A 14,773-nucleotide genomic window follows, 5' to 3' on the forward strand; every position below is an offset into this window, starting at 1 on the left:
AATATTAAAAATAGGAACAGTCAATTGAACTGCTCCTATTTTTCTGCTAAATATATTGTAGTTTTCTTATATGTATAATGATAGATTAGCGGATTCTCATCTACGGTACTTACTTCAAATATGAAGAAGTGATCGCGGTTACCTGCATATTTGTTTTCTAACGCTTTTAGTGCGAGTAGGTTATCTCCATGTATGAGCATGTTTTCTGTATTAGGATCATTTTTGCAGTTTGATTTTTCTTTATCCTCAACTAGAATCCTAGGCTCTATTTTGATTTCTTTATCCTTACCAAGCCACGTAAGTTCCAGTTTTTGATTATTAGCCATTACTTTTCATCCTCCGCTATAAATTCCAAAATATCGTTGGGCGTGCAGTGTAAAGCTGTGCAGATACCTTCCACTTTTTCCAGTGATATATATTGCCCAGTGCGTAGTTTCGTAATAATGTTGGCGGAAATATTGCTCATTCTCATTAAGTCCTGATTGGAAATATCTTCTTCAATCATGCGATGTAATAGTTTTTTATAACTAACAGCCATAATTCCCTCCTTATTTTAATAGTTAAATATTATCACGATTCTGTGAGTATATCAACGATATAAAGAACTAATAGCACCAGAATATAGCAGATTAAAAAGTCTCCTTTGCTATTCATTCAAGGCAAATGCCTAATGAATGCTTAGGAGATTTTTATTGTCAAAAATTTTTTCTAAAACCGTCAGATTACACCCTCTTTCATGGCTACCAAGTAGAAGACCAAAAAAACTTTTTAAGACAGGTTAAAAAGTCGTCTTTTTCTTTTGCCTGTGATGTAGAAGGGATAAGCCTTCTAGAAAAGGAGGATCAAATATGGATCTAGAGAAACTGCCAAAAGCACTAAAGAACAAGAATATCTTTTGTTCATGGAAGTACGAGCAGCAAGAAAACGGTAGGCTCACTAAGCCGCCTTATAACCCCATAACGGGAAAGAAAGCAGCTACAGACAACTTAAGCGATTTCACCTCGCTTGATGCTGCCATGAAAGTAAAAGACCAATACGACGGAATTGGTATAAAGCTTGTTGATAACCTCTTAGGCATCGATTTAGACCACTGCATCGATAATGGCATCATTAAAGACTGGGCAAAAGAGATTATTGCCCATTTCAAGCACGCTTATATCGAATACAGCCCAAGTAAGCATGGCTTTCATATCTTGCTTCTGTTTAACGGCGCATACGATAAAAAGTCTTATTACATCAAGCATGGGGATATTGAGGTTTACAGCGCTCTAGCTACGAATCGCTATCTAACAGTTACGGGCGACGTGTATCAGGAAGGCGAGCTTTTAGAAGACGATGAAGCCATCATGTGGCTTTTAGACACGTACATGAAGCGAAACATAAACACTCATGAAAAAGAAAATAACGCGTGTACAAGGTCATATTTAAGCGATACATCTGTTATTGAAAAAGCTGGCAACGCCATAAATGGAGCTAAATTTACAGCACTTTGGCATGGTGACATTTCGGCTTACCCTTCTCATAGCGAAGCAGATGCCGCGCTTGTGTCTATTCTTGCCTTTTACTGTGGCGGTAACAAGGAGCAAATAGACCGACTTTTTCGTAAGTCTGCTTTATTCCGTCCTAAGTGGGATGAACACCGTGGCGCGGATACTTATGGCAACACAACCATTCAGAAAGCTGTTTCTAAATGTCATACCTTCTATGAGCCTTTCCATAATGCAAGTGCTGAGGAAGACTTTGATGATCTCTTATCTAAATTACAGCAACTAAAGCCTGATGAAAATATCCGATATCGCAACGGAGATTTAGGTAATGGCAGATTGTTTGCTGATATCTTCCAAAACATTCTGCACTATGTACCGGAACGCAAGATGTGGTTCATCTTCGATGGTGTACGTTGGACTTGCGATATTGGAACTCTTAAAACGATGGAACTATGCAAGGATTTAGCTCTTTCTCTTATACGTTATGCCGGTGCCATTAAAGACGAGAGAACCCGCTCCATGCTTGTTGAATATTGGAACAAATGGAGCAGCCGTCGTAACCGTGAGATTTATATTAAGGAAGCCCAAAGCGTATACCCCATTTCGATGGAAGCGTTCGATAAGAACATTTATCTATTTAACTGCCAAAACGGAACTTTAGACCTTCAGCACGGTGTATTTCGCAAGCACTTAGCAACAGATCTTATTACCAAAGTATCACCTGTGTTTTATGACCCGAAGGCAAGAAGTGAGCGTTTTAGCCGGTTCGTTGATGAAATTATGAGCGGAGATTGCGAGAAAACCTTGTATCTTCAAAAGTCATTAGGCTATGCGTTAAGCGGTGATACACGCTATGAGTGCATGTTCTTTCTTTTTGGAGAAAGCACAAGAAACGGTAAAGGCACACTCATGGAAAGCGTTCTGTCTGTGATGGGCGATTACGGAAAAGCGGTACGCGCGGAAACCATTGCTCTAAAGAAGAACCCCAACAGCTCACAGCCGACAGAGGATGTAGCACGCCTTGCCGGTGTTCGCTTTGCCAATATATCTGAGCCGAGCCGAGGACTATTCCTTAATTCAGCCCAAGTTAAATACATGACAGGAAGCGATACCTTAAACGCTCGATTCCTGCATGAGAACAGCTTTGACTTTAAACCACAGTTCAAACTGTATGTGAACACCAATTATCTTCCCATCATCAGCGATATGACAGTGTTTAGTAGCGACCGCATGCAGATTATTCCCTTTAACAGGCATTTTGAAGCGTGGGAACAGGATAAAACCTTAAAGGCGGAGTTCTCTAAAAAAGAGGTGCAAAGTGCCATTTTAAACTGGCTTCTTGAAGGCTTTACCAGCCTCCGAGATGAAGGCTTTAAGCCACCTAAGAGCGTCCTCGATGCCATTTTTAGTTATGCCCACGACAGTGACAAAATGGCGCAGTTTGCTGAAGATGTACTCGTTAAAGACCAAAGCTCTGAGATTCGAACGGCAGTTGTATACGACCACTACAAGAAGTGGTGCATTGATAACGGCTGTTTCTCTGAGAACAGCAGAAACTTCAATCAGGAATTAAGAAAATTTGCCGAGGTCGTAAGAAAGCGTCCCAATACAGGCGGAGAAAAAACCACGCTTCTTAAAGGCTACAGGCTTAAAAGTGAGTTTAGCGATTTTTTAAGTGGCAACTAGTGGCAGTTAATAACCTATATCCCCATATAACCCTATAAGGCAATAACGAAATTTAACTGCCACATCATGCCACGTTTAAGGAGGTGGTGCCTATGATTGCGTAATTCGTATCGCAAACCTGTGTTGAACATGAAGAAGAAATACTATCATGCGCAAATCAAAATACTGAAATGATTTCAGCTTTTTGACAACATTGAAGAAAGAAAACCTGCCTAGATACTGTGCTGTTGGAAATTTATTCGCATACTACTTTCTGAACCTAACCCCCTAGGGGGGGGTCAAATCTCTAAAGAGTACCCCTTCGGGAACGGGCGCAGGGTCTCGCGTGCAAAAACAGCGAATTCAAAAGGGTAAATGGGCAAAATCAAGCAAATTACTGCAGTAATTGCAGAAAACAGTAATGAAAGGAACTAACAATTATGATTAACAGAGATATTGAAAAAGAAATGAAACTAGCAAGTCAGGACTACCACAACACGTTTTGGAACGTACTGCGCGACGCAAATGGTAATGCGAACAATATTGCAGGAAAACTGCGCCACATTCATACAGGTGCCTATGATTTGCCGACTTCTTCTCTAGCAAAACTCGAAGCAAAACTTGCAAACAAAAGTAATCTTAGAAAACTGTGTACAGTGGTAAAAGCACACTCGCAATCAAGCAAATTGTTCATCTATGAAGGTACACCGTTCACTAAATGGATGAAAGATTATGATGCGAATATCATTACGCATATGCCTATTAAAGATGGCTTTAAGCGTATTGATGTAACGGATTATACCCTAGTTAACCTTATTCGTTTGGGTACGGATTTTACAGCTGATCTTGACTTTGATATTGAAGAGTTCATCACAAGCGAACTGACAAAGCAATTTACATTGAGTGAGTCGGAAGCTTTTATAAATGGCGATGGGATAACTAAGCCGACAGGAATTTTATCAGATACATCAGGTGCTGAGGTTGCTGTGCAAACAAAAGAGATTTCCGCAGATACCATCAAACGTTTATTCTTCTCGCTAGATAGTAAGTATCGAGAAAATGCCACGTGGCTTATGAATGATGAAACTGCTCTTTATCTTCAAACCTTAAAGGACACTACCGGATCGTACATCCTACCTGATTTTGATGGCAACTTAATGGGCAGACCTGTGGTCATTGACAATGCCATGCCTTCTTCTCAAAAGGGAGCAAAAGTTATCGCTTTTGGTGATTTTTCCAACTATTGGATTATCGAACGCCATAACTCAACCATCAAGGTTCTAAACGAAATATTTTCTCTTATAGACCAGATAGGTTACCTCTCTTTTGAGTATTTGGATGGGAAACTGGTACATCCTGAAGCAATTAAAGTATTGCAACTTTCTTAAACAAGGAGGTCAAAATGCATGGATGAACAAATTAAGGATACACCGGTAAAAACCGAAGTGTTAAGAATCGGAAATACTGAATTTACGGTTAACTCTCTTGAAAGCAAGAGTGCTCAGAAAGGTGTCAAAGACCTAATCAAACACCTTATTTTTAGCAATTTAAACCATGTAATAGAGGCTAAATGACTTGATAAATTCTGAGTTATACGGGAATATATACTGACCGCTTGAAGGCTGTCGGAAAGGAGGAAAAACAGATGAATAAACTAAATAGACAGCCTTCTTATACTCTAGATAATGTAGGCAAGATAACGGCACTTTACTGCCGTTTATCCAAAGACGATGAATTACAAGGTGACAGCAATTCCATTATCAATCAAAAGAGCATGCTGAAAAAGTATGCCGAGGATAATCATTTCAACAATCTTATGTTCTTTGTAGATGATGGCTACTCGGGTACTAATTTCCAGCGACCTGATTGGCTTAAATTAACTGCTCTCATTGACGAAGGAAAGATTGGAACCATTATCGTCAAGGACATGTCACGCTTGGGTAGAGATTATCTGCAAGTTGGTATGTATACAGAGATGGTATTCCCTAACGCTGATATTCGCTTTATTGCAATAAATAACGGCGTAGATAGCAATAATCAGTCAGACAACGACATGACACCTTTCATCAACATCTTCAATGAGTTCTATGCTAAAGACACAAGCAGAAAAATAAAAGCTGTATTTAAAGCAAAAGGACAAAGTGGAAAGCCGCTCTGCATCAATCCTCCTTACGGATATCTTAAAGATCCTGAAGATAAAAACCACTGGATTGTAGATGAAGAAGCTGCCAGTGTAGTGCGTGAAATCTTTAGACTCTGCGTTAACGGATATGGGCCTAGCCAGATTGCCAATGAGCTAATCAAAAGGAATATTCCAACACCATCGGAGCATTTTTTCTCTCTTGGTATTAAAATTCCTTCCGCGAAATCAGAGATTAAGGGAGTCTGGAATCAAAAAACTATCTCTAATATGCTTGAAAAGCAAGAATATCTTGGGCATACGGTCAATTTCAAAACAAGAAAGAAATCGTACAAGTGCAAGAAAACATTATTGAATCCCAAAGAAGACTGGCTAATTTTCAAAAACACACACGAAGCAATTATTGACCAGGAAACTTTTGATATTGTTCAACGTATAAGAGATGGTAGACGAGTGCGTGCCAATCTTGGAGAAATGCCAGTGTTATCAGGAATGCTATTTTGTGCGGATTGTGGTAACAAGCTTTATCAGGTTCGAGGAAAAGATTGGAGCCATGATAAAGAATACTTTGTCTGTGCTACATATCGTAAGCAAAAAGGCAAATGCTCATCACATCAAATTAGAAATATTCAGATCGAAGCAATACTGCTTCACGAGTTACGAATGATTACTTCATTCGCCAAACAGCACGAAGAAGAGTTCGTGGGACTTGTGATGAAGAAAAGCGAGAAAGAACTAACCCAAAAGTTAAAGTCCTCTAATAGGGAACTCGAGCAAGCAAAAGCAAGAATTAGCAAACTTGACACAATTGTTCAGCATCTCTATGAAGACAACTTAGACGGTAAAATTTCTGATGAACGATTTAAGAGCATGTCTGAGTCCTACGACAAGGAACAAGCTGAACTGAAAAGCAAGATTGAATCCCTTGAAGCCTTTATTTCTAAAGCGCAAGAGGAATGTCTCAACGTAGATTCTTTCTTGAAATTAGTACGACAATACACAGATATACAAGAACTTAATGCAGAGATCATTCGAACCTTTGTAGATAAGATTTATGTTGAAAAATCTGAAAAGGTAGCAGGTACAAGAACCAAGAAACAAACCATATGGATACAGTGGAATTACATAGGTGCAGTTGATATTCCACTCCATAAGTAAAATCGGCGTAGCCGGTAGTAATACCGATTACGCCGATAATTTTTAGGAATTAAATCCCTAAGTGAATGCCCCTAAGTGGGTGCACTTTTTAACGTTAACATCCTGTACATTCGACCCTAGAGCGTTGATATCTTCTCTCAAACGGCCAAAACACACTCAAAAATCACGCCAAGCCAGCCTAAAGCAGCCACACGCTAAACCTTTTAACGATAGCCCTCGCTAAACCCTGCTGCATAAGGGCAAAAATGCATCCACCTATTAAGCCTTTGACATCAATACGACACTCTCGACGTATCAAAACTACCCTGATGATAACCATGCATCAAGAAAAGAGCCTTAACGTTCGTTGCAGGAAAGAAGCTGACAAGGGGAATGTCGTATGATGATAAAAGTCTAAGGCACTACAAACTGGGATTTGGATTTTACTTAAAATTGTATTATTTTATTAGCGATATCTTCTACAAATCGCTTATCGTGTTCCACAAATATGAGTGTAGGCTTTGCTTCTTTTATAATTTCCTCAATCTGGATTCTTGATATTACATCTATATAATTCAGTGGTTCGTCCCAAACAAATATATGAGCTGGCTTTGAGAAACTTACAGCAATTAAAACTTTCTTTTTTGTCCATCACTATAATTCTTCATATCCATTTCAAATAATTCTCTTGAAAAATCTAATTTTCTTAAAATTGTTTTACACAATGTTTCATCAACATCTTGCTTGTGAATATATTCATTTAGACTACCTGTTAAATTAGACGTGTCTTGAGGAATATACGAGATTTTTAAATTACCTGCTAATTTTATCTCACCTGTATACTCGTGATTTATACCTAATAAAATTTTAATCAAGGTTGATTTTCCGCTACCATTACCCCCATATATAGCCACTATGTCGCCTTGCTTTATCTCGAAACTTACATTATTTAGGATCTGTCTCTCTCCATAGCATGATGATAAATTGCTAACCGATATTAGAGGATTTTTATGATGATGTAATGGATGCAATAATAGACTTTCCTTTGTTTCGATATCTTTTAGTAAACTCTGTTTTTCTTCTATTGCCTTGTTTTGTCTATTCTCCAAATTCTTAGATTTTTTCATCATCTTGGCTGATTGATGACCTATATGTCCTTTGTCTGGTTTTACACCTGATACTTTTACACCATTTTTAGTATTTTCAATTTTATCAGACCAAATTTGACTTTGTCTTGCAGACTCTTTTAATCGTTTAATATCTTTTCTTAATCTCTCATTTTGACTAATTTCAAATTGGTCTTTCATCACTTTGTTTTCATACCATGATGTAAAATTTCCCGATTGGACATCAATAGAATTCCTGTTAATAGAAATAACATGATTGATACAACCATCTAAAAAATCTCTATCATGAGATATAAGCAAAAATCCTTTTTTACTTTTCAGATATTCACTTACAATTTTTCTTCCGTCCATATCTAAATGGTTTGTTGGTTCATCAATAAGTAAAAAGCCATCTTCTCTTGTAAACAAAATAGCTAAAAGGATTTTTGTTTGTTCCCCTTTAGAAAGCGTTTCAAACTCTCTGTAAACAAGGTTCTCATCTACATTTAGCAAACTGAGTTCTCTAAATAACTTCCATTCTTCATCATCTGATATTAGTTCTTTATATAACTCAATTCCTAATTTTGAAGTATCGCTTATATTTGGTGGAAATTTAATAAATTCAACATCCTTGCTTATTTTACCTTGATAAGTTTCTTGATTTAAAAGTAACTTAAATAGAGTTGATTTACCGATTCCATTTCTTCCTATCAATCCCGTTTTCCAGTTTGTATCAAAGGAAAACGATACATTTTTAAATATGGGTTTTACATATCCATAATATGAGAAAGTGAGGTTTTCAATTTTAATTACTGACATAAAACGCCTCCCTAAATTATCATTTACCGCCCGGGTGCAAAGTGTGTGCACCTTTTAACGTTTAGTTTTTCATGTATTACTACGGTTATCACTGCTTTGCTTTTCAGTCATTTCAATTCTCGATTAGGTAATTTTCCAGTTCTCAAAGCGACAGTAACAAACTCAACCTCTTGCAAGCACTTCTCGCAAAGTTCATAACCTTCATTGAAGTTCACTCTTGACCTAAATGTGCTAGCAATGAATTCGCATGGTGAGGTGATCCTTTCAACTACACCGCACCGTTCGCACTCAGCATACACATTCCCATCCTTAATCGGAATAAACATTCCATGATCTTTCTCATTTCCCATGACGCTAACATCTTCGAAATCATCAAATTTTACATAGAGCATATACGGCTTCCTCCTTTATCGGTATGTCTATATACGCTCTAATTCCAACTTATATCAAGTTTTATTGCTTCTTTTTTGATCTATATGTCTGCTACTTCGCAATAGCTTTCCCATTAAGACAGTGCACCATGTAATGCGCAAATCCATCGTTTTTACAATTTACCTTCTTCTTATCTGAAACCTCGGTGACACCATTCTCACAATCTACTTCAAGGCTTGCATCCTTGGTGATTGTTCCTTCTAAAATACTCATGCCATTTAACGTATCAAGCGTACAAACATGAGTTACTTCTACGTTTGTTGCTGAAGCCAACCCATTATAACATTTAAGAAAGACATCATCCGCCTTCAAATTAACAACTTCTACCTTGCCATTGTTCACTTCTACATAAAGCTTACCAATCTCAATATCCGTGATGAGCACTTGATTAGAATCAGATTCAACCTCACAAACTTCCACATCATGTGGCAAACTCACAACAATTTCAGGCATACCCTGAGTAAACCACCTCAGCCAATTCGAAGCTGAGACTTTTTTAGTTTGAATAAGCCTTATAACATTTTGCGCTTCCTCAACCCTCAATATATCTTGTTCACAGTTAACAAAGCTCACACCAAAGGTATCAGCACGTTTCACCGTTAAACGAACATCTTTCGTCTCTGCGATAAACTTCTTATTATCCATTCCTTAAGCACCTCCTCGTGCACATACTAATAATCAGGTTTCATTTTACCTTTTGAGCTATATTTCTTAGACTTGCGTTTGACCGTTCCGTCCTCTCCAACTTCCAAATTACTCCGAGCCGCCATCTCAAGCTCAACCGCTTCAAACTTCTCTTTAGAAATAATGCCTGCATGATGATCTGTATTCAAATACTGACAATCCGCATTTCCCGGAACAGCAATCGCCACATCGCCTGTATATTTACGCCTAGTCAAAGTGCTCTCAACATCCCGTTTACTCCAAACGTCTTTTCCCTTTGGAGACTTAACACCTTTACTTTTTAACCTTTTAATAATACCGCCGATACTTAATCCTTTTAAATACCAGTCAAAAATATCTCTTACCACTTGCGCTTGGTCTTCATCAATAATAAGCATTCCATGTTTATCTTTTTTATAACCATAACAAACTCTGCTATAAAGACCTGATGTGCCATCTTCTGCTCTACGTCTTAATCCCCAAACAATATTCTCACTACGCCAATCATTCTCTGCTTGACTACAAGCTTGAACCACACTGATTAAAAGTTCATCATCGACAGTTTCCGTATCAATTTTATCTGTCTCAAAAATAATTCTCGTGCCACATGATCGAATCTTTCTAATAGCCTCTAAGCCTTCTTTCGTATCACGACCAAAACGGCTCACACTTTTAGTAAGAATAATATCAAGATTACCTTTCTCGCATTCTTCAATCATTCGATTAAACTCGTTTCTTGAAGATCCAACCTTAGCTGAAGCAACATCAAGAAAAATATCTGCAACAAACCAAGTCATGTGAGCAGCAGCAAGACGAGTAAGACCAGACACCTGAACAGCAAGACTATCCAACTGTTCTTTACGATTTGTGCTCACACGAGCATAAACCCCAACTGCATAATCCTTAATTACACGCTGAGGATGGATGACTATCACATCTTTATTTAGCTCATCTATCTTATCCATAGCCATCTCTCCTTATTATTAGACTAACGAAACTTAGATTTCTTCTCCATGATAATTAGCCTAAACCTTATTTTCCCACTTCACCAGCTGGGTGCAAAGTGGCGAATCGACTTGCATGAGCGATTAAAACATAATTTGCGAATGCACTTCGATTCGCTGAGCTTGCTCAAAGTTGAAAGCACAGTGTGCTTTCAACGCAAGCGAAGTACGTTAACATCCTGTGCACTCGACCCCAGAGCGTAGACATGTTCCCTCATACAGCAAAATCGCACTCAAAAATCTCGAGAACACAGCTTAAAGCTGCTTCGCATTAAACCTTTTAACGATAGCCCTCGCTAAGCCTTGCTACACAAAGCCTTCAATGCACCCACCTATTAAGCCCGTGACATCAATACGACAGTCTCGACGTGGATTGAGAGAACTCCTAGTATAGCTACACTTTTTTGAGTGCACACTATGGATATTGGGTGCACTTTTTAACGATAGAAAAAGCTATCGTTAAAAGGTTTAAGATTGGCTTAATAGCTTGATTTTTTATTAAAAAATATTTCATCTTATTTAACAAGAAACCATATTTATATAACAACATAAAATACACTAAGTTATTTTATTGAACATATATCGTACTTTATCTATCCGACTATTTGGACGACGGGGCTGGCAAACAGGTTCACCGGTAGTAACATGGTACCCTTTTAACTCTGTTAAACAAACACTACGTCCATTTGTAAAGAAAGTTAAATCACTACGATATTCTTGAATACACCGAGCAGGGATTTCTCCACTAAGAATGACCTCATTATTTTTCAATTGAGTGTCTACGATGTTCGCACAATATTTAGGAGCATCGTTGTATGCTCGTGAAAGATATTCCTGTGGCGCATAAATTTTAAAACTAAGATATGGCTCTAACAATTCTGTTCCAGCTTTTTTTAAGACTTGTTCCAATACAATAGGAGCAAGCATCCGAAAATCTGCTGGGGTACTAACAGGGCTATAGTATAAGCCATACTTAAAACAGATTTTACAGTCCGTCACATTCCAACCATATAATCCTTGTTCGCAACCATAGCGTATCCCTTCCATAACTGCATTTTGAAATGATTGATTTAAGTATCCAAGAGAAACCGAGCTCTCATACTGCATTCCACTTCCCAACGGAAGCGGTGATACAGATAAACCAATGGAAGCCCAGAAAGGATTTGGCGGCACTTCGATGTGAATGGTATATTCTGCATTTTTTAACGGTCTCTCCATATAAATGACTGTAGGCTCTTTTAGTTCTATCTCCACATGATACTTTTCTTGCAACAGTGCACTAATCACTTCCATTTGTACTTTCCCTAAGAAAGAAAGTATAATTTCATGTGTCGTAGAATCCACGTAATATCGTAGAAGCGGATCACTATCTGAGATTTCCAAAAGGGCATCAAGCAACATTTCTCTCTGTTCAGGTTTACTCGGTTCAACAGTTGTTTGTAGTAGAGGGTGCGGATTTTCAATCTTTTTTCTCTGTGGCAATAGTTTTGTATCTCCAAGAACACTATTTAACTTCAAAAACTCATTTTGCAAAATAACAATTTCTCCAGAATAAGCCTTATCAATCTTACATAATTCACCATTTATTGAAGTATACATTTCTGTAATTTTTATTTTTTCCTTTTCCGATATTCTAACCGAATCTCGCAAATGCAGTACGCCACTATAAAGACGTATATATGCAAGACGCTGTCTTTTTTCCGAATACTCAATTTTGAAAACTTTTCCGCAAAGTTCAGACTGACCTCGATGTGTTGATGAATAAAATTTATTCGTAATCACTTCTATAAGGTTATCAATCCCTATATTGTTTTTTGCACTTCCGTGATAAACAGGGAACAGGGAACAATTCTGAAATCTTATGCTTTCCTCTTGTTCGAGTTCCAATGCTTCTAATGATTTACCGGACATATATTTCTCTAAAAGGTCATCGTTTCCCTCTATTACCGTATCCCATTGTTCAGATTCGGTAAAGTTCGTCACACACATATTAGGATACAGTTCTACCTTCTGTTTGATTACAATTTCGGCAGAAAGTTTCTCTTTAATATCCTGATAAACCGTTGATAAATCAATTCCATTTTGGTCAATCTTATTGATAAAAAAGATTGTGGGAATCCCCATTTTCCTAAGTGCATGAAATAATATACGAGTTTGTGCTTGTACGCCATCTTTTGCAGAAATCAGTAGAATTGCCCCATCTAAAACTGATAATGAACGATATACTTCTGCTAAGAAATCCATATGTCCTGGCGTGTCTATGATGTTCACCTTCGTATTTTCCCACTGAAAAGAGGTTATTCCTGTCTGAATTGTAATTCCTCTCTGACGTTCTAAAAGCGTATTATCCGTCCTCGTTGTACCTTTGTCCACGCTTCCTAATTCTGTAATCGCTCCACTGTTATATAATAAGCTTTCTGTTAAGGTAGTTTTTCCTGCATCAACATGAGCTAAAACTCCAATATTAATAATTTTCATGTGATTTTCCTCCATTCAAAAGCCAAAAAGGCATAAAAAATCCCAGTGACAGATACTCTTATCACTGGGAAATAAATGCACAATCATAAGCATACAGATATTTTCTGTATACTTCATAATCACATGATAAAAGTATTCTTAAGCTGGGCACAAAAAACTAAGCCCTCCTAAAAAAGGACATCCAATTATTTGTTCCCACTATCAAATTGACAGTTTATTTAAGAATACCTTGCCGCATATTTATTAACTCCTTTTAAATAGATACTTAAATAATAGCACGTAAGAGCATATTTGTAAAGGAATCTCCAATTTTTTATCAAAGAGAGTACGTGATTACAAAATAGCTGTAATAATGTACCAATATTTGTTATTCTATAATCTTCCAATTACTCCCGTTCTTTTCAAGTACCAAATCAAATTGAGATACCTGCGTTGCTTTGGTCTGCTGGTCGATATACTCCACTGTCAGCGATACCGTGACTTGATTATCCTTACGATTGTGAATAGGATTTACCAGTTCTTGAAAGATGTACTCTTTTCCGATTGGTTTTAATATCCCGTCATTCACATAGTAGGAAAGTTCACTGGCTGTCGCTGTAGGATAGAGCTTGAAGAACGTCGTTAAAAACTCATTGATTTCATTGGTTGTAATGGAATCAACCGTCCCCTCACTTTCAATGGCTTTTGGTTTATAACTTGATTTCTTAGGTATGTTGGTAATGGTCGGATTCTTAACCAGTACCATATTTCCAGAACCATCTACATAGACACTCACTATATAAGCAGAGTGGACGGTCTTTGTATTTTCTCCCTCTGTAATGAGCTGGTCTACACTGTAGGTTACATTAAACTCATTGTCGCCAGTTGCCTGGAGTCAACACTATGGATAAAAAGTTCATTTTTTCGTTTTCGCGAACATATCATTGACTTTTTTTAATGTTTTCCTCGTATTGGTAAACATATCATAGGTTTTTTATACTAGTACGTATTTGGAAACATATCTAGTTTTATATTTTTGATATATAATGCACATTATATAATGTAGAATTTACTCATTTACAATATCCTTTTATTTTATCTGCATATTTGCTTAAAAGCTCTTTTGAATATACTTTACTTTGGTTAGATTCTCTCACTTCGTTCCAAAGAATTGCAGCAACTTTCATCTTATTAGAAAATTTATCACTACGTTCATCTAAGTTAAAATCTTTTACAAACTGGTTCCATTGGTTAGTAGTATTATCATATTTTGCGTAATCAGAGTCTCCATTATATACATCAAGCATATTTTTAATTGTAAAATTTTTGTCGTTCTTTCTTTTTACTTTTCGCCAAGCTTCTGCCATATTCGCATTAAATTTAAATGGCTTAATTCCAGTTTGCTCTGAAAAATAGTCTCTAAATTTTTGATTGAATGAAAATCCACATTCTAGTAATGGAGTATTTAATGTTATATTATCAGTTATCTTTTTATTTTTATTCCTTGAAGATTTTTTTATTTTATTTCCCTTAAAATATTCTTCTATAATATAATTCAGTTCCTTTTTTGTTCCTCTATATTCTAATCCAAGAGACTTACAAACTTTTGATAACTCCTCTCGATACCAATAATATTTGTTGAATTCTTCAAATGATTTTATATCTTTAAATTCAGGTCTACTTTCTAACATACACTTTCCCTCAATTCTCTTTTTTTCTATTCGTTTGTCATCAATACTAGAGCCTCCGCCGCAGCTTTCACATTAAACGAGTAAACACTAGGTATGTCTTATCGACATGTTCGTATGCAGAAACATATCCATGAACCTTTTAACAATTATCTCTGCCTATCGTTAAAAGGTT

12 protein-coding genes and 2 pseudogenes are annotated in these 14,773 nt (G+C 37.0%); 4 read left to right on the forward strand and 10 right to left on the reverse strand.

Annotated elements, in window-relative coordinates; genetic code table 11:
• Window positions 1-35: 35 nt before the first annotated feature.
• Both HXT45_RS05035 and HXT45_RS05040 read right to left on the reverse strand, forming a co-directional pair.
• A complete protein-coding gene (locus tag HXT45_RS05035; protein ID WP_004121959.1) occupies window positions 36-326 on the reverse strand; it encodes a DUF5960 family protein in 291 nt (96 codons plus the stop codon).
• Window positions 326-538, reverse strand: coding sequence for a helix-turn-helix domain-containing protein (locus tag HXT45_RS05040; protein ID WP_004121956.1), 213 nt, complete (start codon window positions 536-538; stop codon window positions 326-328). The genes HXT45_RS05035 and HXT45_RS05040 overlap by 1 nt, the downstream gene beginning before the upstream one ends.
• A 310-nt stretch (window positions 539-848) precedes the next feature.
• Here HXT45_RS05040 and HXT45_RS05045 point away from each other — a divergent pair, with 310 nt between their 5' ends.
• From HXT45_RS05045 to HXT45_RS05060, 4 genes are all read left to right on the forward strand, one after another.
• Complete coding sequence (locus HXT45_RS05045) at window positions 849-3,173, forward strand: phage/plasmid primase, P4 family (protein ID WP_421781498.1); 2,325 nt, start codon at window positions 849-851, stop codon at window positions 3,171-3,173.
• Between the two features lie 419 nt (window positions 3,174-3,592).
• Window positions 3,593-4,540 (forward strand): phage major capsid protein, encoded by a 948-nt coding sequence (locus tag HXT45_RS05050; protein WP_421781500.1) that lies wholly within the window; start codon window positions 3,593-3,595, stop codon window positions 4,538-4,540.
• A gap of 18 nt (window positions 4,541-4,558) precedes the next feature.
• On the forward strand, window positions 4,559-4,726 hold the full coding sequence (locus tag HXT45_RS05055; protein WP_421781501.1) for a hypothetical protein: 168 nt from the start codon (window positions 4,559-4,561) through the stop codon (window positions 4,724-4,726).
• A gap of 71 nt (window positions 4,727-4,797) precedes the next feature.
• A complete protein-coding gene (locus HXT45_RS05060; RefSeq protein WP_250309538.1) occupies window positions 4,798-6,450 on the forward strand; it encodes a recombinase family protein in 1,653 nt (550 codons plus the stop codon).
• 426 nt (window positions 6,451-6,876) lie between these two features.
• Here HXT45_RS05060 and HXT45_RS05065 read toward each other — a convergent pair.
• From HXT45_RS05065 to HXT45_RS05100, 8 genes and pseudogenes are all read right to left on the reverse strand, one after another.
• Window positions 6,877-8,354: pseudogene (locus tag HXT45_RS05065) on the reverse strand (Lsa family ABC-F type ribosomal protection protein).
• 107 nt (window positions 8,355-8,461) lie between these two features.
• Window positions 8,462-8,746: a hypothetical protein gene (locus HXT45_RS05070; RefSeq protein ID WP_004114737.1), complete on the reverse strand. Its 285-nt coding sequence runs from the start codon at window positions 8,744-8,746 to the stop codon at window positions 8,462-8,464.
• Between the two features lie 91 nt (window positions 8,747-8,837).
• Window positions 8,838-9,431, reverse strand: coding sequence for a DUF4097 family beta strand repeat-containing protein (locus HXT45_RS05075; protein ID WP_004114736.1), 594 nt, complete (start codon window positions 9,429-9,431; stop codon window positions 8,838-8,840).
• A 26-nt stretch (window positions 9,432-9,457) separates the two neighbouring features.
• Window positions 9,458-10,414, reverse strand: coding sequence for a recombinase family protein (locus HXT45_RS05080; protein WP_421781503.1), 957 nt, complete (start codon window positions 10,412-10,414; stop codon window positions 9,458-9,460).
• A gap of 597 nt (window positions 10,415-11,011) precedes the next feature.
• A complete protein-coding gene (gene tet(M), locus HXT45_RS05085; RefSeq protein ID WP_002843300.1) occupies window positions 11,012-12,931 on the reverse strand; it encodes a tetracycline resistance ribosomal protection protein Tet(M) in 1,920 nt (639 codons plus the stop codon).
• A 15-nt stretch (window positions 12,932-12,946) separates the two neighbouring features.
• Window positions 12,947-13,048 (reverse strand): tetracycline resistance determinant leader peptide, encoded by a 102-nt coding sequence (locus HXT45_RS05090; protein WP_207719977.1) that lies wholly within the window; start codon window positions 13,046-13,048, stop codon window positions 12,947-12,949.
• Window positions 13,049-13,298: 250 nt separating this feature from the next.
• Window positions 13,299-13,805, reverse strand: a pseudogene (locus tag HXT45_RS05095) (conjugal transfer protein); the annotation flags it as partial.
• A gap of 178 nt (window positions 13,806-13,983) precedes the next feature.
• The gene (locus HXT45_RS05100) at window positions 13,984-14,601 is read right to left on the reverse strand and encodes an SAP domain-containing protein (protein ID WP_004574894.1); all 618 of its coding nucleotides are present in this window, start codon (window positions 14,599-14,601) and stop codon (window positions 13,984-13,986) included.
• Window positions 14,602-14,773: the final 172 nt, after the last annotated feature.

This window comes from Gardnerella sp. DNF01199S, from assembly GCF_049244155.1.
Classification (GTDB): Bacteria; Actinomycetota; Actinomycetes; order Actinomycetales; family Bifidobacteriaceae; genus Bifidobacterium; species Bifidobacterium piotii.

Excerpts from the sequence above, each read along its gene's own strand:
- HXT45_RS05035 (WP_004121959.1), bottom strand. The coding sequence starts at position 326 with ATGGCTAATAATCAAAAACTGGAACTTACGTGGCTTGGTAAGGATAAA.
- HXT45_RS05040 (WP_004121956.1), bottom strand. The coding sequence starts at position 538 with ATGGCTGTTAGTTATAAAAAACTATTACATCGCATGATTGAAGAAGAT.
- HXT45_RS05045 (WP_421781498.1), top strand. The coding sequence starts at position 849 with ATGGATCTAGAGAAACTGCCAAAAGCACTAAAGAACAAGAATATCTTT.
- HXT45_RS05050 (WP_421781500.1), top strand. The coding sequence starts at position 3,593 with ATGATTAACAGAGATATTGAAAAAGAAATGAAACTAGCAAGTCAGGAC.
- HXT45_RS05055 (WP_421781501.1), top strand. The coding sequence starts at position 4,559 with ATGGATGAACAAATTAAGGATACACCGGTAAAAACCGAAGTGTTAAGA.
- HXT45_RS05060 (WP_250309538.1), top strand. The coding sequence starts at position 4,798 with ATGAATAAACTAAATAGACAGCCTTCTTATACTCTAGATAATGTAGGC.
- HXT45_RS05070 (WP_004114737.1), bottom strand. The coding sequence starts at position 8,746 with ATGCTCTATGTAAAATTTGATGATTTCGAAGATGTTAGCGTCATGGGA.
- HXT45_RS05075 (WP_004114736.1), bottom strand. The coding sequence starts at position 9,431 with ATGGATAATAAGAAGTTTATCGCAGAGACGAAAGATGTTCGTTTAACG.
- HXT45_RS05080 (WP_421781503.1), bottom strand. The coding sequence starts at position 10,414 with ATGGATAAGATAGATGAGCTAAATAAAGATGTGATAGTCATCCATCCT.
- HXT45_RS05090 (WP_207719977.1), bottom strand. The coding sequence starts at position 13,048 with ATGAAGTATACAGAAAATATCTGTATGCTTATGATTGTGCATTTATTT.
- HXT45_RS05100 (WP_004574894.1), bottom strand. The coding sequence starts at position 14,601 with ATGTTAGAAAGTAGACCTGAATTTAAAGATATAAAATCATTTGAAGAA.